Raw genomic sequence first — 21661 nt, 5'->3', positions numbered from 1 at the left:
CTAAATTTCGAAAAGATGAATTTTAAAAATAAAGTAAAATCAACGATTGCTGTCTGCATGGTTTTGACGGCTTCTGCCTGTGAGACATTTTTGGATGTGAATAAAAATCCAAATGACCCCACCGATGCTCCCATGTCAAGTTTATTGACAAACGCTACGTATCAAACTCCGCTTAATGTTTTTAGGGAAGGAAGCGCTATCAGTAACTATGTGCAATACCTTGCCTCTCCCAATCCTGCAAGCGGATCCGACACGATGGAACCTTCAAATTTCAGCACTTTATGGTTCAATCTCTACAATGTCATGACTGATCTGAACGAGATAATGCTTAAAGCTGAAGAAAATGGAGCAAACCATTACCTGGGTGTGGGTCAGGTACTGATGGCTCTAAACCTGGGGATGACGGTAGATTTCTTTGGAGATGTTCCGTATTCTGAGGGTTTCAATTTCACCACTGTGACACCATCCTATGATGATGATCAATCGCTTTATGAAAACATAGACGCGTTGCTAACAGATGCAATCGCTAATCTAAATGCAGAATCAACCTTCACCATTAATGCAGATGATTTTATTTATCAGGGTGATATCCAGAGGTGGATAAAGTTTGCTTATGCTTTACAGGCAAGATACATGATCCATACTAAAGGTACTGAAGGATATAATGCAGCCGATGTACTCGCTGCGGTAGATAACTCGTTCACGTCCAATGTCGATGATGCACAGGTTTTCTTTTTTGAACAAGATATTAATCCTTGGTCAGATGTCGCAATTGATAATGAAAACCTACTTCTTGGGGGATGGATATCTGAGCAATTTGTGCAGGCACTTGATGGCACCTCCTACCCGACTGTCGATCCTAGGATGGAATATATGATAGGGACTACGAAGGACGGGGAATATTTAGGTACCGTAAATGGTGCTGGACGGGGCAATGCACCAGAACAGGGGGCCCGCTCCACATTGATACCAGGGCAATTCTATACTTCCGAACTTTCCCCTGTTCTAATATTTACCTATGCAGAACTCAAATTTATTGAAGCAGAAGCAGCATTTGAGACAGATAAAGAACGTGCCTATGAAGCCTATTTAAAAGGTATTGAAGCGCATATGGACATGCTGGAAGTGCCTGAGGCTGATAAAAATGCATATTTGTCAGCACCTAGTGTAAGTATGGGAGTCGCAAGTTTTACAATGGACGACATCTTTAAGGAAAAATATGTAGCTCTTTTTCTTCACCCGGAGACTTGGAATGATGCAAGAAGATATGACTATGCCTATAAGAACATGGAGCTTCCAGCGAACCTGAATCCAGATCTGAATGGTGAATTTATCCGACGCATGGCTTATCCAGATAGTGAAGTCAGCCGAAACGGTGCCAATGTACCGTCAGTAACCTTACTTGACCGGATCTGGTGGGATCAATAATCCATCAAAGACTTCTAAAGTCTCCTGCCTCTAGGCGGGAGACTTTTTTACTTTACCTTAAGTAAGCAATCCATACTAAATGAAAAAAACACTATTCGCTACATTGATCATTCTAAGTTCTTGCACAGTCCAGAAGATCAACAAATCCCTAACCAAATCCCATGTCTTTGACAAAGGTCATCTGGGTTTTATGCTGCTTGATCCGGATAAAGACAAAGTTCTGGTAGATATCAATTCCAATAAATACTTTATCCCTGCATCAAACACCAAGCTTTTTACCTTTTACACTTCCTATACCGTCTTGGGCGATAGCCTGGTGAATGGTCTGAATTACCTGGAAAAAGGCGATTCCCTCATTTTTTGGGGAACAGGCGATCCGAGTTTGCTACACCCGGATTTAAAAAACACAGTTGCCCTGGATTTTCTGAAAAACCAGAATAAAAAACTCTACTTATTGGATAATTTTGATCAGGTGGATGCTTTTGGCCCTGGCTGGTCATGGGACTGGTACAACTCGTACTATGCTGCCGAGCGTTCTGTTTTACCTGTTTATGGTGATATTGTTCGCTTTGCCAAAAACGAAGGGGATTCTACATTCACCGTCTACCCCCAGCGCTTTGAATCCTCCATGGAGCTGATAGAGCCCAGAGGTACTTCAAGCTCTAGTTTCCGTAGAGATCATCTGGAAAACAAGTTTAACTATTACGTGACTTCAGAGGCTAAAGACAAAAAATTTGAAACCGATATCCCCTTTATTACTTCGGCTGAATTTACAGCCCAGCTACTTTCCGAGGAAATCGGACAGCACATCACCGTAATCAAAAATCCGCGCTATTTCTCAGAAGAACCTTCTAAATTACTGACTGCACCTGCCGACAGTATTTATTCCCAGATGATGAAGATCTCAGACAATTTCTTGGCTGAGCAGCTTTTGCTTCTCGTCTCCGATCAATTGGATAATAAGCTGAGTTCCGCAGATGCCATTGCTTATGCAAAGGAGAATCTGCTTTCTGACCTCCCCGACGAACCCATTTGGGTGGACGGTTCAGGATTATCCTCGAAAAACATGTTTACACCAAGAAGCATCATCGCTTTGCTGGGGAAGATAAGAGCAGAGGTTCCATTGGAAAAAATCAAAGCTTACTTCCCGGCAGGAGGAGAATCTGGCACCATCAAAAACTGGTATCCTGCAGATTCAGGTCAGCCACCCTACATTTATGCCAAAACCGGTACCCTATCTATGGCAAATGCGCTAAGTGGTTTTTTGATTACCAAAAGTGGAAAAATCCTCCACTTTTCCTGCCTGATGAATAACTATCCGATCCCGGGCAATGAATTGAAGACTGAACTAAATAAAGTACTCTACTTCATTCACGATACGTATTAACAGAATTGGAATATCAGCGAGCTAAAAAACATAAGCCACCAATTACTTAACTATCAAACTATGATTAAAACTAATATGCTTTTTTTTGCCAAACTTTCGGTTTACCTCCTACTTTTCACTAGCTACTTCCTACCCCATAATATACACGCACAATCCTTTACCATGGAGCAGGTCGGAAAATTCAGTTTTCCCTCTGAATTGATCTCTTCTCCTGCAGGTGAGAAAATAGCCTGGGCGATGAATGAGCAAGGAAAACGAAATGTGTATTTTTCTGAAGGACCGGATTTTGAACCCAAAAAACTAACCGGATTCAACGAAGACGATGGACAGGAAATCAGCAGTCTTCAATTTACTCCAGATGGAAATTGGTTGATTTTTGTACGTGGGGGTGATCATGGTGGCGGCAATTCTTCCTCCACTGTAAATGCCCAAAATCTTCCGAAACTTCCAAAAGTGGAAATCTGGAAAATCAACCTTGCAGATGGTAAGGTGGAAACTATCGCTGAAGCTGATGATCCTTTCACCGGATTTCCCCATAAGGTAGGCTACCTCAAAGGAGGACAAATCTGGGTGGCGGATTTGGAATCTTCATCTGAGCCGACTCAGCTTTTCGAAGCAAAAGGAAACGTAAACTATGCGCAGTATTCTCCAGACGGGACAAAGCTAGCCTTTGTATCCAATAGAGGATCGCATTCCTTGACAGGAATCTATCAGGATAACCAGACTCCCATTCAGTGGGTATCTCCTTCCTTCCACCGCGATGTACTTCCTCAATGGTCGCCGGACGGAAAGAAGCTGGCTTTCATCAGACTTCAAGGTGGAAAAGGAGCCGCATTTGATCTTTTAAAACCTAGACATATTCCCTGGGAAATCTGGATTGCAGATGTGGAGACAGGGAATGCGGAAAAACTATGGAAGGCTCCGCAGACGTTGCGAGGTTCTTATCCTTATCCGTTTTTCTCATTTTCAGCAGACGGGAATCTGGTTTTCCAATCCTATGAAGATGGGTGGCAGCATCTGTATACGCTGGAAGTAGCTACCGGCAAAACTACTTTACTTACCCCGGGAGACTACATGGTGGAACAAATCAAAATCAATCCTGATCGTACAAAACTTATCTTCTCAGTCAATGCAGGTTCTGATCCAGAAGACCTCGATCGAAGACATATCGGGTCAATCGATATTCCCAGTTCAAAATTAACCTGGGAAACCTCAGGACAAGGAATCGAAGCTTATCCGGTGTGGATCGGAAATGAAGGAAAAATGGCCTATTTCAGTGCATCATCCAAGCGTCCTCATTTAATTGCGGTTAAAGACGGAGCTAAGATCAAGCTTCTTCAAGAATCGATCATACCGGACGACTTCCCGCAAGCCTCTCTGGTTGTGCCAAAACAAGTGAAGTTCACTGCCCCGGATGGCACCCTGGTATATGGTCAGCTATTTGAAAAAGAAGCTGGACCAGCCAAAAAGCCAGGTGTGGTCTTCGCCCATGGTGGTCCGCAGCGCCAAATGCTGTTGGGCTGGAGCTATATGGATTACTACTCCAATACCTATGCCTTGAACCAGTATTTGGCAGAACTTGGATTTGTGGTTTTATCTGTGAATTATAGACTGGGAATTGGTTACGGATATGAATTCCACCGTCCTGCCAATGGTTATTATCAAGGTGCTGTAGAGTATCAGGATATAAAATCCGCAGGTGAATTTCTCGCTTCTATGCCGCAGGTAGATGGAGATAAAATCGGGATTTATGGCGGTAGCTACGGAGGTTATTTGACAGCTTTGGCTTTGGCCAGAGATTCCGGTTTGTTCAAAGTCGGGGTTGATATTCATGGAGTCCATGATTTGGATGGCCGGTATGAACTTCCCGAAACGTATGAAGTCGCCTCAGATCTGGACAGCGCCAAGAAGATTGCTTGGGAATCTTCACCAATGGCAGATCTAAATACCTGGTCTTCTCCTGTCCTTTTTATCCATGCCGATGATGACCGTAATGTTGCTGTAAGCCAGACGGCTGATTTAATCAGAAGGTTTGAAGAGCTGGGCAAATCCTATCAATCTATTCTAATTCCCGGCGATACGCACCATTGGATGAAGTGGTCAAATATGATCCGAGTGAATCAGGCTACCGCTGATTTCCTGAAAAAACACCTACTTGATTAAAGCCTATTCATATGCTTCAGCTCGAGGGCATCCATCACATCGCTATCATCTGCAAAGACTACGGGCGGTCAAAAAAATTCTATACCGATATCCTTGGCCTTGCGCCGATAAGGGAAGTATACCGTAAGGAAAGAGACTCGTACAAACTTGACCTGAGTTTAAATGGTCAATACGTTATAGAGTTATTCTCGTTCCCCTCTCCTCCCCAGAGAGTTTCAAGACCAGAGGCTGCAGGCCTCAGACATCTGGCTTTTGCTGTGGCTGATCTGGAAGCCTGTATTAAGGAGCTCGCTAGCAATAAGGTATCTTCTGAACCAATCCGGATTGATGAATTCACCGGCAGACGCTTTACATTTATTGCAGATCCCGATGGCTTGCCTATTGAGTTCTATGAAGTTTAGCTCAAATAGATGCAAAAAAGCCCGGGAAAAAATCCCCGGGCTTAATTTTTACGATCAAAATCCGCTTAAGAAGGGTTCTGAACCATATGATCATTGGTATTCATTTCATCTATTGGAATTCTCCACTGCCAGTTATTACTTCCGGCAGGCTCCGTAAATTTGCCATTGATGACAGATTCCACCTGATTAGTTCCAGTTCTATCCAACGGCAGATTAAGACGCTTTAAATCGTAGAATCTAAACCCTTCTCCCCATAATTCAATTCTTCTCTGAATCATGACTTCTTCAGCCAACGCTTCACCAGTTTTGGTAGACAATTTATATTCCGGATCTCTTTTCGACACCAGGCTAAAAAGAACCTGCGCCGCCTCTGCGTCATTTCCACCTCTGGCCAATGCTTCTGCCTCAATCAGATACATTTCCGCAGCTCTCATATAAGGCACATCCCCTACAGATGATGCATTTCCTTGGGCAAGGAACTTGCGGTTCATGTAATCATATTTACTGAAACTAGACAGCGTCATCTCATCAATAAAAGGATCTCTCAATTCCGGGTCCGATGCATTTGGATCCCAAAGACCTTTTCTATAATCGGAATCAGAAATCATTTCATAAAGCTTGCTATTGATAGCTTTAGGATTTCCCCGGATATTGGTAGAACTGAAGTTCAGAGACATGTAAGCAAAGAAGGAAGCAAAGAAAGTTCCTTGGTCATCTACCTGACGGCTACCCCACATCCACTCTGGATTGTCCACAGAATTGAAGCCTTGATAGAGTTGGCTATCCGACATCAGCACAAATCCGTTGCGTGCCTCTTTCGCCATAGCGGCAGCCACTTCATAGTTGCCCTGGGTCAACGCGATTCTTGCCTTGATACCTTTAGCCACATTGCTATTGATATGAGAAGTTTCATTTCTTCCTTCAGTCAATAATCCAATAGCAGCATCAATATCCGTGTTAATCCGTGTATAGACTTCTTCTACCGTATTACGCGGTCCTCCTTCGGTAATAGGCTCAGTTACAATCGGAACACCTAGTTGATCATTTCCACCTGCTGCATCGTATCGCTCGGCAAACATCTGAACCAAATTGAAATGGGCCCAGGCCCTATAAGCCAATGCTTGTCCTTTGATTTCATCTTTTTCCTCTTGGGGGCCTTCAGCAGCATCAATATTTTCAATAATATTATTGGCGTTACCGATCACTCTATAGTAATACCTCCAGACAAAACGGACATCTCCAGAGTTTTCATTGACATGGTTCAGCCATCTAGCGGTTGAAACATACCAGCCATTACCGGTAGTAGTAAACACCACATCCTCACCCAATACTTCCCGCATGATCATCACCCCACTTTCAGCAGCCTGGCCCTGACTGTCAAAACGGATATGGAGCATTCTATGAATACCGTTCAATGCTGCCATGGCACTGGTAGTGGTAGTAAAAACATCTTCTTTAGGCACTGCATCGGTAGGTGCGGTGTCCAAATAATCATCTGCGCAACTGGTCCCAACAAAAAGTGAAACCAATACAACTATTTTATTAATAATATTTTTCATTGTCTTCTAATTAGAGTGTTAGATTAACTCCCAAAGTGAAAGATCTTGCCGGAGTATAGGTGTTGGATGTAGTACCACTAAAAGTACCCGACACATACATGCCTTTTCTTGCAGATGCCCAGCCCAAGTTTTCACCTGCTAAATAAACCGTGGCACCTTTTACTTTTATTCTTTCCAAAAACGGCTTTGGAAGAGTATAGGCAAGATTCACTGAGCGCAAATTAAGGTAAGATGCAGAAGTCAGCCAGCGGTCAGATATCACATTAGTATTCGCAGCATCAGTAACATCCATCTTTGGAACATCTGTGATGTCACCAGGATTTTGCCATCTGTTAAGTATATCGTTATGTAGTGCACCACCTTCTGTGGCAGCATCCATCAAGCCACGGTAGATTCCATCATAAATATCCCCTCCAACTGAAAAACTCATCAAAACACCCAAGCTAAATCCTTTATAAGTAAAGGTGTTCGACAACCCCCCAAAGAAATCAGGAATTGAACTTCCCGCATAGTGGAACCTTGCATTTCCCTGATCGACAGTAAGGGTGTCAGTTCCGATAATCCTAATATCATCATCATCCTCACTATATTCCTCTGCCCTGAATAGACCATCACCAGTTTCAGGATCTACCCCATACCAATCTCTTAACCAAAAGTCATAGAGGGAGCTTCCCACTTCGTATTTCTTGGTATCTTCGATCTGTTCTTCGAAAGGTAATTTCTTGAATTCATTTGTAAAGGAAGATATGTTCAGACCCACATTCCATGTGAAATCATTGGATCTTACTACATCACCGGAGATACTGAATTCAATACCTGTATTGCTCATAGTCCCGATGTTCTGGAATCTACTTTCAAGACCTGTTGTCAATGACAAAGGAACTTCGAAAAGCAGGTTTTTTGACTCTCTGTAGTAATATTCAAGAGTACCTTGGAATCTATTTGCGAATGCAAAATCCAATCCTACGTCAAACGTATTGTTAGATTCCCACAATAATTCATTAGCAGCAAGGGATGCCTGTAAAACACCAGGCTCAGTGGCATTATTGTAGCCTAAATCATAAAGTTCTTGCCAAGGATAGTAGTTGGCATCACCGTTGGAAAATTCAAGCTTGTTGTTTCCAACTTGACCATAAGAAGCTCTCAATTTCATCAGCTGTATGGCACTTGAATTAAAGAAGCTCTCTTGATCGATGCTCCATGCACCACCTATAGAAAAGAAATTACCCCATCGGACATCACTGAAGAACCTGGATGAACCGTCTCTTCTAAAAGAAGCCGATAAGGAATACCTATCATCGTAGACATAGTTTACTCTACTGAAATAGGACTCGATCCTGTCCACATCCACTCTTCCTGTTCCGGAAGTGGTAGTCACAAAGTTATCCGGCTCTATATTTCCGGCAAGAATCTGATCCTGCTTGCCCAGGTATTGTCTGTTAATTTGTAGGTCATAATTCTCGTGACCGACCAGCGCTTCAACAAAGTGCTTGTCACGGAATACTTTTGAATAAGACAAAAGCTGGTTAAATGTCAGGGAGTTTGTTCTAATATTCTCTCTATTTGTTCTACCGGCCGGGGCTCCGTCGCCTACTATTTGGTTGTCATACCCAATGTTCAATAAGGATGTCATATCCGTGGCAATATTGCTTCTGAAGGTAAAGTTCTTCAGGAAAGTTGCTTCTACATACCCTCTGGCGGAGATCACATCCCTATCAAATGAATCGACATTCAGAAGCGTTTCCTGTACAGCATGCCGGCCTGCAGATGCATCTGAGCCTCTACTTGGAAGTCCAAGCTCTGACAGGTTTCCTGTATCGTAGATTTTCTCACCGTTATCGTCTAGAATATATCCACCCGTTTGCATGTTCTGTGCGTAAACAGGGTAAATAGGACCAATATTTCTGGCAAAGAAAAACGGGTTGACGTAACTGGTACTTCCAGAAGTTCTCGCATTATTTCCTTCACTCATTGTAGCAGAAAGGTTTAAACCCGTCTTCAACCAGTTCGTGGCCTGGGTATTCACATTGACACGCCCCGTAAATCTTTCAATATCAGACTTGATTACAAATCCCTGCTCGTTTAGGTAGTTAAACGAAGTATAGAAATCTGTCTTATCCGACCCCCCCGAATAGGTCAGGTTATATTCTTTTCGATCACCCGTTCTTTGTAGGAAATCATACCAATCCAACCCTTCAAAGTTGTTTACTGCATTTGGATTCAAGGTACCGTCCAAACCTACCACCTGGTCATTTGGCACATCGTAAATATTGTACTTTAATACATTATCAATCAAATTTGTAGAAGCATACTGTGCGGCAGCTTCAGCAGTGTGTCCTGAACCAAGTCTGCTGTTTTTCAAAGACTCCCAAACAACAGGGTAATATTCTGCAGCATTCACCCGATCATACTCAGGTAGAGCTCTCCCCGAATAGCCTTGCTGGATTTTCAAATTGAAAGTAGGCTTGTTTTTTTTGCCTGACTTAGTAGTGATCATAATCACTCCGTTGGCGGCACGGGATCCGTACAATGCCGTAGAAGAGGCATCCTTCAGGATAGTCATATCCTCAATATCGGATGGGTTGAGATTGGACAGGTTACCATCATATGCCACTCCGTCCACCACATAAAGCGGTGATGAAGAAGAATTTACTGAACCCACACCACGTATTCTGACTGATGGCGTAGAACCTGGCTGTCCAGATGCTGAGGTAGTAATCACCCCTGGGGCTTGTCCCTCGATTGCATTCACCACATTGTTTATAGGCCTATCGGCTATTTTGTCTCCCTTTAACGAGACAGCAGACCCGGTGAAGTTACCCTTATCCATGGTTCCTCCATAAGCGGTGATCACCACTTCGTCGAGATTCTGCGAGTCAGGGGTAAGGGTCACATTGATTTCAGACCTATTCCCTATGGTTTCTTCTTTGCTTAAATAACCGATGTAGCTAAAAACCAACGCAGTTGCATCGTCTGGAACTTGAATAGTGTAATTACCATCCAAATCAGTGATGACACCTGTAGTGGTACCTTTCACTAAAATGTTGACTCCGATGAGTCCTTCCGGCTCCTCTTCTGAAATCACCCTCCCGGAGATAGTACGCTGCTGCGCAAACACCGAGCTGGAAACCAGTAATCCAAAGAGCATACTGAGTAACGCTTTTTTCATGAGTTTTAATTAATTGTTCATAAGTACAGCTACGCCTTGTAGCTGCATTTTTTTTTAATAAGGGATGATAGACTAAGTTTTTTTTTATGGACGAGTCTGGGAAAACAGAAATTTCCGATCAATAAAAAATAAATGCTTACTACCGAAAATCTTTCTCATAATCTTTCAATTTGGAGTGTTTGATTTCGGATTGGCTAAAAAATAAAATAAACCATTTTTCCAAAATCGGACACTTTTTCTGCTTTATACCTGGGTTTAACTAACGTAAAATTAACATCTATTATAAATTTCCAACTATTTACCTTAAAAAAAACGCCAAAAATAAAATCATCTCAAAACCTATTCTTTTTATGAAGAAATTTGTAAGGCGTTTTTTATAAGGCGCAAAACCTCCTGCTTAGCGTTCTATGCTTGCAGAAGGTCTTTTTATCTAAGTATGTCTATTTTTATTTTGCCGTTTCCAGCTCATTTTTATCCTTTACATATTTTTCAAGCCAAGTATCCATTTCCCAAAGCATATGATTGATGGATTCCTTAGCAGAATATCCATGGCTTTCGTTAGGTAAAAACACCAATCTCGCAGTAGCACCATGTCCTTTCAGGGCATTATAGTACCGTTCAGACTGAATTGGAAATGTACCGGAATTATTATCTGCCTGTCCATGGATCAGAAGAATTGGGGTCTCCACTTTATGCGCAAATGAGAATGGGGACATATTGAAGTAAACTTCTGGCGCTTCCCAATAAGTTCTTTGCTCGTACTGGAAACCAAAAGGAGTAAGGGTTCTATTATAAGCTCCACTTCGCGCGATTCCCGCTGCAAACAGATCCGTATGTGAAAGCAGATTGGCCGTCATAAAAGCTCCGTAAGAGTGTCCCCCAACGGCAATCCTACTACGGTCACCGATGCCTAAATCCACTATTTTGTCAATCGCAGCCTCTGCATTTGCTACAAGCTGGTCAATAAAGTAATCGTTTGGTTCTTTATCACCTTCTCCCACTATTGGCATTTCAGTTCTATCCATAATAGCATACCCCCTTGTCACCCAGAAAAGCGGTGAACCATAACCCACCCGGGTGAAGGCATATTGCGAACCTCTTACCTGTGCTGCTACCTCTTTGGATTTGTATTCTCTAGGGTAAGCCCACATCAAAACCGGCAGTGGCGCATCTTTGCCAACTTCAAAGCCCTCTGGGGTATAAATAACTGCTGAAAGATTCAACCCATCCTTTCTTTCATAAGTTACCAACTGCTTTTGGATCCCTTTGATTGATTCATAAGGATTATCGAAGTTGGTGAGTTGGCGGGGTGCTATCCTTCTTTTAGTATTAACCAGCCAATAGTTCGGCTGTATGTCAGTACTTTCTTTAATTGTTATAAACTCAGTAGCATCGTCATTCAACACTTTGGCTACCCGCTCATAATATGGCGCCTGTGATCTCCAAAGTATGTCCTCTTCCTTTGTCTTTGTATTAAATGTAGACAGGTACGGCATATCTCCTTGAGGAGAACCACCCGGACTTGTCATATAGACCAACTCACCTTTTCTTAGCAATACATTCCTCCCAAAGTCATTTTCTACCATCACTGGATCTCCCGGATCATTATACAAATCATCAAAAGAACGCTCTATAATGACCTGTTTGGCCTGGGAAGGATCAGATGGATTAATAATGGAACGCATATCTTTTCTCGTTCCAGACCAACGTTCACTCATAATTGCAAACGAATCATCTGACCAATCAATACCTGCAAATCTGTATGCTGAAGTAGCAAGCTTTTGCTTTTCACCTGCAAATGGAGCTGCCAAAGTGTACACTATCTCGCGCTCTTGCATTTCCACCCGGGCATCTCCCCCATCCTGGGCTTCTACCCAATACAGCACGGCTGGCTTATCTGCTCTCCAGCTGATATATCGTGGGCCGGTAACAGTAGCATCAAACCCTGTTGGTCTGTTTTCATCCAGTGGAATCTCAGCCAGGGTCTTAACCTTTTTGCCTTCCTTGGACCAGATCTCTACATCATATGGAAATCTATTGGCCGGGACCAGATAAGAAAACGGCTTCTTGATTACTTCAACCAAAATATAACTTCCGTCAGGTGATATATCCATGGATTTGATCATTCCCGAAGGACCGATGGGCGTTGTGCCCCCTTTCAAATCAATTTCCGTCAACTGGGAATCCATGAAATAGGCGAAAAGCGTTTCATCGTAAGGGTTCTCCAGCAAATCCTGATACGTCCTGCTAGGTGCCGCATCTCCGGTAGTCTCCTGAATAATAGGACCCGCAGGAGCAGAAGGCTTTTGAGGAGTAGCTCCACGGTTGGGATTCACCGCTTTTACTAACAGTTTATTATCGGGAGTCCATAGAACAGAATTTCCGTAAACATCATTAATGATTTTTTCAGTCAGTTTTTTGGCGGAATTCGTCATCAAATCAACCAACCACAGACTGATCCCATCAGCCTCTGTCTGGGTGAAAACCATATATTTTTCGTCATGGGAAAATCTAAAATCACCCATATTTGGCTGGGCAGGCAAACCGGTAATCTGGATATCCTCACCTGATTCGGTGTTTTTGATTTTGATGTTTTCTATTCCTATTTGCCTACTCGGGCCAGAGGTCGCCGGATTAATTCGCATTCCTGCTATTTTCAATTCAGGCTGAGAAAGCACTTCAATACTTGGATTGTCTGATCTTTCCATCAACAGCATCCAGTCACCGTTTTTGGAAAACCTCACAGAAGGCGTACTCGGCGCATTCGCCAGGTCAGCAATTGATTGTGGGGGCGTTTGATAGGTACTCTGCGCTGATACTTCCGTCCAGATAAATCCGAGGAAAGCAGCGAAAGCAAAGATTGTAGTAGCTCTTAATTTCATGTGTTTATATTTTGGTTAGTGAAAAATACCACAAACAATCTATAGTCACATTTAGATTGAGACAAAAGGCTAAAAAACAGTTTGAATCACAATTTTAACAGATGTACTGGAAATTTTAACCGATATTATCCAACTAATCACAAATGATCAGTTTGTTTAGCTGATTTTCATCCTTTATTCAATAAATTGGTATGCTATGTCTGAACTGAAAACCAAAGCAACCGACCTTTCGGTAGAAGACTATCTCCAATCTGTTGAGAACCCCCAGCGAAAGGCGGATGGATTGAAGCTTCTGCAATTATTCAAGGAAGAGACAGGTGAAGAACCTGTCTTGTGGGGACCGAGCATAGTTGGTTTTGGTAAAATGTCTTATACTTATGCATCCGGTAAAGAAATGGAATGGTTTCCCGTAGGTTTTTCCCCCAGAAAGCAATCTTTATCAATCTACATCATGCTGGAAAACAAGAAGCTGGAGCCCTTTTTGAATAAGCTCGGAAAACATAAAAAAGCCAAAGGGTGCATTTATATAAATAAAATGTCTGATGTAAATGAGGAGGTTTTTAGGGAAATGATCCGTACTTCCATTAATTTAGTACGAACTAAAAACCAATAGTATGCTACATGTTCTGAATGGCGATTCGCTGGCATCCTCATTTCCGGCCAGCATCCCAGGCCAAATCGCTATTACACGTGAATGCCTGGTTGATGGACCTGTAAAAGCTCATTCCACAGAAGAGCTCTGGGTAGTTCGGGATAAGTTTCTTTCAAAAAATTACCCTGAAGCATCTGAGGAGAACTATTTTACGAAAGTGGTTTCCCAATTTGAAAAAATCATGACTGTCTCTTCTGACACCAAGATCTATCTCTGGTTTGAGTATGACCTGTTCTGCCAGGTGAATTTATGGTTTGTCATGCATCTGCTCAAACCGCACAAAGGCTCTGTTTACCTGGTAACCCCCGTCACGGATCTGATTGAGGGTTTTGGCGGGATGAATGAGCTGCAGTTGGAACAGGCATATAGAGATGCTAAATTACTGACAGCAAATGAAAGACATATTTTAGCTGACATGTGGAAACTCTATCAGGCACCGGATATCTCTGAAGCGTTGACCCTCTCGCATCAAACCATGCCTGAACTTCCATTTCTATATCCGGCAGTAGTAGCCTGGAAAGAATCAATTCCCCATGGAGATTATCCCGGCAAGCCAAAAGCTGCTTTGAAAGAAATTGCTGCTGAACTCGGAACTGATGACTTTGGGAAAATCTTTCGGGCATTTCATATCAAGCACGCCATTTATGGCTACGGGGATTTGCAGGTCAAGCGACTTTGGGAAGAATTGAAAAGGGAAGAACTCAGGAAATAATTAAAAAGGAGCTGTTAGGCAGCTCCTTTTTAATTCCCTTATTCTATTTCCCGGATCATTTTCTCTGATGAATCTACCACTCCTTTGTACTTTTTCAGGACCCATCTACTAAAAAAGTACATAAAAACCAGCCCTGTAGGGATGTAAACCATCCAAAACACAGGGTTTAGAATCTTCTCATGTGATGATCCACTCAACTCGGCTAAAGGAGGGAAAATCGTAACCATTACTATTCCCCCCGAGATCACCCCATACCGTTGGACATTCCAAAATCGGATTTTGCTCTTAGTGAACTTATCCAAAATTGCTGCCGGGGTTTCTGAGCCTATCGGCAGGTTCCGCATTCCTTTAATTGCTGCCAGACTTGCCACTGGAAGAGCTATCATCATAAAAATAGTTGTCAGTGCAAAGATCTGATTGTACCAAAGTTCAAAATCGGAAAAATGAGACAGCAAATACACGGCATAGCCTACACATACCAGAGAACTCAATAGTTCCGGAATCCTGATACCGTTTAACCTGGTTCTGAATTTTTGCCTGGTGATTTCCATAAGTAGTTCCTTTTGGATTTTATCCTGTTTTTCCACTTGCAGACTCAGGTCAGCCCAAAGTGATTTCATTTCATCGAGTTCCATCAGTAGTTGGTTTAGGGTTCATCTTTGATTTTAGTTTTTGTCTGATCCTGGACATTCTCGTCCCCACGTTGCTCACAGAGATCCCTGATATCTCAGCAATTTCCTCGTAAGTCTTTTCTTCCAAAAAAAGAAAAATTATTCCACGGTCCAGTAAATTCAATTTTCTGATCTGCGCATAGAGCAGTTGGATTTTCTCCTCTTTCTCTGAATCAGTTGACTCAGAAAACTGAATAGTCACCTTGTCGAACGGAAGCGTAGACAATTGCCTTTTTGACCTATTCAAATGAGTAATAGCGGTGTTCATCCCAACTCTGTAGAGCCAGGTACTGGGCTTGGAAGCTTTCTTGAAATGATCAAAGGACTTCCATGTCTGATAGACAATTTCTTGATACAAATCATCTTGTTCGGTTTTCTCCTTAGCATAAACCGTCGCGATCTTGTAGATCAACCCTTGATTTTCATGGATAAGGCTGATGAACTCTTCCTCAATACTCATCTGGTTTCTTTTCTCTATTAGTCTACCTCGGTTGGGAAAAATCACAGAATTGCGGGAAATTTTATAAAGTAGCAAAATCCTGACAGATGAATTGATAGTGATGCTACTTAGGCGTTAGAAAATCAAAGATTAAACCCCGCGAATATGTGGATCATCTTAGGGTCTTGCGGTAACGCCATTATCAACATAGGAGGTGCGGGGCCCCTAAGAATATCGTATAGTTTTTTTGGTGGACCATGTAAGTAAAACCTGAAACGGAACAGCCAGTGGATCTGTGGGTGAAATATGGTGTAACTAATCTTCCCAGGTGTATTCCTTTGCGATCAGGAATAACCTGCACTAGAACCAGTCTAGACTATTTCGGGATAGGCACTATTGGGTAGCTCGTCGAAAACCTCTGTGTCCATTTCGGTTACAACAATCCATCACAAATCCTTAATTTCGTGTTATGCAATGGTCTACAGAATTCACAATTCCTGAATCACAATCCCCGATTTCGCATCAAAGTAAAATCCTAAGTTTGGGATCCTGCTTTGCCCAGACTATAGGACAGAAAATGATTGATGCAAAGTTTGACTGCCTGGTAAATCCTTTCGGAACTGTCTTTCACCCGATGATACTGGGTGATCTGTTGCATCATGCAATGTTTCAGGACATGCTGGATGATCAGGGGATTTTAGAAAGGGATGGAGTATATTTCTATCTCGGTGCGCATTCCGATCTTTTTGCTTCCTCCCGGGATGAACTGATTCAAAAATATCAAACTAAGCTTGCTGCGATAAAAGATTATCTGGAAAAAGGAACCCACCTTATCTTAACCCTAGGAACATCCTGGATCTACAAAACCAAGGAATTTGGACGAGTGGCAAATTGCCACAAACTCCCACAAAAACTTTTTGAGAAAAAATTGGTCCCTCTTGAAGAAATGGTCTCTCACCTCAGCCATGTTTTTGAAAATATCTCTAGCGTTTATCCCGGCCTGAAAATCATTATGACTGTCAGTCCGGTCCGCCATATTAAAGATGGTATCCCAGAAAATCAATTGAGTAAAAGTCTTTTGCGTGTGCTCTGTTATGAATTAGAAAAGAGATTAAGTAATATAACATATTTCCCTGCTTATGAAATACTTATAGATGAATTACGTGACTATCGCTTTTATAAGGAAGATTTGATACATCCAACCGAAGCGGCAGAAAATTACATCTGGAGAAAATGGAGCGATGCGTATTTCAGCAGGGAAAGCAAAGCTAAAATTGTAGAAATCAATAAAATCAACCAGGATTTGGCACATCGCCCCCTCAATCCAACCAGTGAAGGACATCGAAAATTTCTACAGAATCTTCTTCAAAAGCTGGAACGATTGAATGAGGAATTTGATTTTTCCAGGGAGATCACTCAAATTCAAAATCAGTTAAACGCGTAGGTTTTGCAATTTTAAACTATTCCAACAAACATGTCCAATCGCCTACTCCATTCCCAATCTCCCTACCTACTCCAACACGCCAACAATCCTGTGGATTGGTATCCTTGGGGTGCTGAGGCATTGGAAAAAGCAACGAGTGAAAATAAGCCGATTTTGGTATCCATCGGCTATTCAGCTTGCCATTGGTGCCATGTTATGGAGCGGGAAAGTTTCGAAGATGAAGCTACAGCTGAGCTGATGAATGCGCATTTTATCTGCATCAAAATCGACAGGGAAGAACGCCCTGACATTGACAATATTTACATGGATGCAGTCCAGGCAATGGGGTTACAGGGAGGCTGGCCACTCAACGTGTTCCTGATGCCCAATCAGAAACCATTTTACGGTGGTACTTATTTCCCGAATCAGCAATGGAAAGGGCTACTGGCGAACATCGCAGACGCCTTTGAAAAGCATGAAGACCAACTGGCCGAGAGTGCTGAGGGATTTGGTGCCAGTCTGAATCGAAAGGAAACAGAGAAATACGAGATTTCATCAAGTGATCAAGAACTCGATCCGGATGAGCTTGCAGAGATTGTAGCCAAAATCACTTCACAACTCGATTCCGAATGGGGGGGAATGAAGCGAGCTCCGAAATTCCCCATGCCCGCAATTTGGAGTTTTCTATTAGACTTTGCCTTACTTCGCCGGGATGATAAACTGATTAATCAAGTCCTTTTCACGCTTCGCAAGATAGGTATGGGAGGAATCTACGATCAGTTGCGGGGTGGATTTGCACGATACTCCGTGGACGGGGAATGGTTTGCTCCTCATTTTGAAAAGATGCTTTACGACAATGGACAATTGCTAGAATTGTATTCAAAAGCCTATCAGATAAGTGGAGACAGTTTTTTTAAGGAAAAAATAACAGAAACAGTCGCTTGGCTGGAAGTAGAAATGGGGAATGGAGAGGGCGGGTTCCATGCAGCTCAAGATGCTGATTCGGAAGGTGTGGAAGGCAAGTTTTATGTTTGGACATTTACGGAATTGCAGGAATTGATCCCTGTGGAATTGCCTTGGTTTAGTAGACTTTACAATCTCAAGCCCGAGGGGAACTGGGAAGATGGAGTAAATATTCTTTTTCAGACAGAAAGTGAACAGAAAGTAGCGGAAGAATATGGGATGAGTCTCGAAGAATTCCAATCCAGATTAAAAGAAGTAAAAGCCCAACTTCTGGAAGTCAGGAACCAGCGAGTCTTCCCTGGCAAAGACGATAAAATCCTTAGCGGATGGAATGGTCTTATGAGTGCGGGACTGATCCAGGCATATTATGCTACCGGCGAAAAACGAATGCTGGACTTGGCCATAGCCAATCTGGAATTTCTACAGGAAAAGCTGTTGATCAATGGGATTTTGCACCGGGCCTATAAAAACGGTAGTGCATATACTCCGGGTTTTTTGGAAGATTATGCCGCGGTAATCCGGGCGTCTTTGATGGCTTTTGAAGCCACGGGGGATGCACGCTGGCTGGATTTGGCGAGACCTTTGACGGATTATTGCCTGGTTGAATTCCACGATGAGACAGATGGATTTTTCTTTTTCAACAACCCCAGTGCTGAGAAATTAATCGCCAATAAAAAGGAACTTTTCGACAACGTAATCCCTGCATCTAATTCGATGATGGCAAGGAATCTTCATCGACTATCACTTTTCACCTACGAAGAAAAATATACGGAAATCGCCTCAAAAATGCTGGGGGGAATGAAGGAATTAATTCTCCGGGAACCAGGATTCCTCTGCAATTGGGCAAGCCTATTTTTGGAAAAGCTTGTACCAACGGCCGAAATAGCCATCATAGGAAATGGCGCTTCCCAGAAGGCAAGGGAGCTCCAAAGAACCTATTTACCCAACATGATCTTGGCCTTCTCAGATTCTTTGACAGAAAATGCCGCTATTCTTTCCGACAAAACCCCTGATCCGAAAGGAAATGCCTTAATTTATGTCTGCTTCGATCATGCCTGCCGAAGACCGGTAAGTACACGCGAAGAAGCCATTTCTCAACTCCCCTATTTAGCCTAAGACTAGTGGAAAGCCTGTTTGGAGATCAAGATCTGTTCCCACCTGAAAGCGGAAATAATTTCGCAGATATCATTCTGCCCGTTCCGATTCCTCGAATGTTCACTTACTGCATCCCCTATTCTATGCAATCCGGGATAAATCTTGGCGCTCGCGTGATTGTGCAGTTTGGGAAGAAAAAGGTCCTCACCGGAATAGTAGGGAAAGTACACAATAAACCTCCACAGGCATACCAGGCTAAGCCAATTCTCGAAGTTTTGGATGATACCCCTAGCGTGAACCCAATACAAATCCGATTTTGGGTTTGGATGGCAGCGTACTACTGCTGCCATATCGGGGAAGTGATGTATGCTGCTCTTCCTTCAGGCTTAAGACTGAGCAGCGAAAGTAAAGTGCAGCTCAATCCGAATTTTGACAGAGAATCCAATTCTTATCCCCTGGATGATCGGGAGATTTTGATCTTAGATGCACTAGAGAACAAACCTGAACTTTCGTATGATGATTGCGAAAAAGTACTCTCTATCAAGAGTATTCACCCAATTCTCAAAAGTCTAGTCAAAAAAGAAGCAATCTTGATTTTTGAGAAAGTTCAGGAAAAATACACACCAAAAGTAGAAACCAGAATTCGACTGACTCCTGATATAGCTGCGGGTAAAACTGCTTTACAGATTATTTTTGAAGACCTGGAGGGTAAACCCAAACAAGAATCAATTCTACTCAAATACTTAAGGGATGTTCCCTTTCTCCAAACGCCGAAGTCCAATGAAATAGGATTGGACAAAGCGACTTTACTGGAAGAGGGAGATTCTGAAAGTTCATTGAAAACACTCATAAAGAATGGGATTTTTGAATCGTTCAAGGTAGTAGTAAACCGCCTTGCTGAGGAAGAGCCAGCATCCGAACCTGCGGTACTTTCCTCCAGCCAGCAGGTAGCTTTCGAGGAAATCAAACATCAATTTGAAAGCAAGCAGTCCGTCTTACTGCATGGTGTGACGGGCAGCGGAAAGACTGAAATATACATCCAGATGATCAAAGAAGTGCTGGAAAGCGGTTCGCAGGTATTATTGCTTTTACCTGAAATCGCCCTCACCACACAGATTGTCACCCGGCTGAGGAAAGTCTTCGGAAGCCAAATGGGCGTTTACCACTCAAAATATTCGGACAATGAGCGCGTAGAAGTCTGGAATGGGGTTTTAAGTGGAAGATTTTCCTTTGTGGTGGGAGTGCGATCCTCTATTTTCCTGCCCTTTGATAGTCTAGGGCTGATTATCGTAGATGAGGAGCATGAATCCAGCTACAAGCAATTTGATCCGGCACCGAGATTTCAGGCTCGGGATTCTGCGATTATGCTAGCTAATTTTCACCAAGCCAGAACACTTCTAGGGTCAGCCACACCATCCTTTGAATCGTATTTCAATGCCAGTCAGGGTAAATTTGGTTATGTGGAATTGACCCACCGATTTGGGGATGCCAGCATGCCTCATTTTCATCTGGCTGATTTGGCAGCAGACAAGCGAAAAAACTTGCTCAAGCTTGACACCACGCGAATCCTAAGGGAGAAAATCCAAGATGCTTTGGCAATGCATGAGCAGGTCCTGATTTTCCAAAACCGCAGAGGATACTCACCATACATACAGTGCGAGGACTGTGGGTGGACGGGACAGTGTGTGCAATGCGATGTGAGTCTCACCTATCATCAATTCTCCGCAGAACTACGCTGCCATTATTGTGGATACAAAGAGAAAGTGCCTAGCTCTTGCCCTGCCTGCGGAAGTACACAACTGAGCACTATGGGAATGGGAACCGAACGGATCGAGGAATCCCTGAGTCTGCTCTTTCCCGAAGCAAGAATCGGCAGAATGGATCTGGATACAACCCGGAATAAGCATGGATACCAGCGGTTGTTAGATGAGTTTGGGTCGGGGAATCTGGATATTCTCGTAGGAACTCAGATGATTACCAAAGGCTTGGATTTTGGCAGGGTGACTGTAGTGGGAATCTGGGATGGGGATAGGATCCTGAATTTCCCTGATTTCCGCGCGGGTGAAAGAGCCTATCAGCAAATCACCCAAGTTGCTGGCAGAGCTGGCAGAAGAGAAACGCAGGGCCAGGTGATCGTACAAACCAGAAATCCTGAAACCCAAATTTATGCGCAGGTGATCAGGGGGGATTACTTTGAGTTTTTCAACCATGAGATTCATGACAGGAAGAAGTTTTACTATCCGCCTTTTGTGAAACTGGTAAAGATCACTACACGACATGCAGACTATAAAGTAGCGGAAAAAGCTGCGCTAAACCTTCATCATGGCATGGCGGAAATCCCGGTTAAAAAGATCATACTAGGCCCGGAAAAGGGCATTATTGCCAGAATCAAGAACCAATACCAATTTGAGAGTTTGATCAAACTTGATCGATCAGGGAATACGTCTGTGACCTTTAAAGAACAGCTCTGGAAAATCACTGAGGAATTGAAATCCAGACCCGAGTTTCGATCTGTGCGTTTTGTGGTGGATGTGGATCCTTCGTAAATAAAGATTGAAAAATCGGAAAATTGATAGATTACGAATGCCTTTTTAAACCGTATGAACTTTTTGTCTGTAAAGATATAATCGGAGTTATTTGTGTAAAAGTCACATTGTTAGAAGGAGATCAAAATTCATTCCATTCGGTAATTCAATCTAACCACACAGACATTGGAG

General features: G+C 42.8%; 14 protein-coding genes. 9 read left to right on the top strand and 5 right to left on the bottom strand.

Annotated elements, in window-relative coordinates:
- Positions 1-15 precede the first annotated feature (15 nt).
- The 4 genes from AS141_RS00930 to gloA2 all read left to right on the top strand — a co-directional run bounded on the left by AS141_RS00930 (position 16) and on the right by gloA2 (position 5379).
- A complete protein-coding gene (locus AS141_RS00930) occupies positions 16-1428 on the top strand; it encodes a SusD/RagB family nutrient-binding outer membrane lipoprotein (protein ID WP_057935738.1) in 1413 nt (470 codons plus the stop codon).
- 79 nt (positions 1429-1507) lie between these two features.
- Positions 1508-2815: a D-alanyl-D-alanine carboxypeptidase gene (locus AS141_RS00925; protein ID WP_057935737.1), complete on the top strand. Its 1308-nt coding sequence runs from the start codon at positions 1508-1510 to the stop codon at positions 2813-2815.
- A gap of 60 nt (positions 2816-2875) precedes the next feature.
- The gene (locus tag AS141_RS00920) at positions 2876-4978 is read left to right on the top strand and encodes a S9 family peptidase (RefSeq protein WP_232424789.1); all 2103 of its coding nucleotides are present in this window, start codon (positions 2876-2878) and stop codon (positions 4976-4978) included.
- 11 nt (positions 4979-4989) lie between these two features.
- Positions 4990-5379: an SMU1112c/YaeR family gloxylase I-like metalloprotein gene (gene gloA2, locus AS141_RS00915; protein ID WP_057935736.1), complete on the top strand. Its 390-nt coding sequence runs from the start codon at positions 4990-4992 to the stop codon at positions 5377-5379.
- Between the two features lie 65 nt (positions 5380-5444).
- Here gloA2 and AS141_RS00910 read toward each other — a convergent pair whose 3' ends face one another.
- The 3 genes from AS141_RS00910 to AS141_RS00900 form a co-directional block, all read right to left on the bottom strand.
- Complete coding sequence (locus tag AS141_RS00910; protein ID WP_057935735.1) at positions 5445-6938, bottom strand: RagB/SusD family nutrient uptake outer membrane protein; 1494 nt, start codon at positions 6936-6938, stop codon at positions 5445-5447.
- 10 nt (positions 6939-6948) lie between these two features.
- Entirely contained in the window at positions 6949-10107 is a 3159-nt protein-coding gene (locus AS141_RS00905) for a SusC/RagA family TonB-linked outer membrane protein (RefSeq protein ID WP_057935734.1), read from the bottom strand.
- A gap of 446 nt (positions 10108-10553) precedes the next feature.
- Entirely contained in the window at positions 10554-12989 is a 2436-nt protein-coding gene (locus AS141_RS00900; RefSeq protein WP_057935733.1) for a S9 family peptidase, read from the bottom strand.
- Positions 12990-13185: 196 nt separating this feature from the next.
- On the opposite strand from AS141_RS00900, the gene AS141_RS00895 reads away from it, so the two are divergent.
- Positions 13186-13602, top strand: coding sequence for a DUF1801 domain-containing protein (locus tag AS141_RS00895; RefSeq protein ID WP_057935732.1), 417 nt, complete (start codon positions 13186-13188; stop codon positions 13600-13602).
- A gap of 1 nt (position 13603) precedes the next feature.
- Positions 13604-14353: a DUF1835 domain-containing protein gene (locus tag AS141_RS00890; RefSeq protein ID WP_057935731.1), complete on the top strand. Its 750-nt coding sequence runs from the start codon at positions 13604-13606 to the stop codon at positions 14351-14353.
- Between the two features lie 38 nt (positions 14354-14391).
- Here AS141_RS00890 and AS141_RS00885 read toward each other — a convergent pair whose 3' ends face one another.
- Positions 14392-14988 (bottom strand): hypothetical protein, encoded by a 597-nt coding sequence (locus AS141_RS00885; RefSeq protein WP_057935730.1) that lies wholly within the window; start codon positions 14986-14988, stop codon positions 14392-14394.
- Positions 14975-15484 (bottom strand): RNA polymerase sigma factor, encoded by a 510-nt coding sequence (locus AS141_RS00880; protein WP_057935729.1) that lies wholly within the window; start codon positions 15482-15484, stop codon positions 14975-14977. The genes AS141_RS00885 and AS141_RS00880 overlap by 14 nt, the downstream gene beginning before the upstream one ends.
- Positions 15485-15932: 448 nt before the next feature.
- On the opposite strand from AS141_RS00880, the gene AS141_RS00875 reads away from it, so the two are divergent.
- Genes AS141_RS00875 through priA form a run of 3 tightly spaced genes read left to right on the top strand, consistent with a single transcriptional unit; the run spans position 15933 to position 21490 of the window.
- On the top strand, positions 15933-16907 hold the full coding sequence (locus AS141_RS00875) for a GSCFA domain-containing protein (protein WP_057935728.1): 975 nt from the start codon (positions 15933-15935) through the stop codon (positions 16905-16907).
- Positions 16908-16937: 30 nt separating this feature from the next.
- Entirely contained in the window at positions 16938-18965 is a 2028-nt protein-coding gene (locus AS141_RS00870) for a thioredoxin domain-containing protein (protein WP_057935727.1), read from the top strand.
- Between the two features lie 5 nt (positions 18966-18970).
- Positions 18971-21490: a replication restart helicase PriA gene (gene priA, locus AS141_RS00865; protein WP_057935726.1), complete on the top strand. Its 2520-nt coding sequence runs from the start codon at positions 18971-18973 to the stop codon at positions 21488-21490.
- Positions 21491-21661 lie beyond the last annotated feature (171 nt).

This window comes from Algoriphagus resistens (assembly GCF_001442615.1).
Taxonomy (GTDB): domain Bacteria; phylum Bacteroidota; class Bacteroidia; order Cytophagales; family Cyclobacteriaceae; genus Algoriphagus; species Algoriphagus resistens.
The sequence above is the reverse complement of the archived record's forward strand: the minus strand, read 5'-3'. Positions and strand labels throughout refer to the sequence as shown.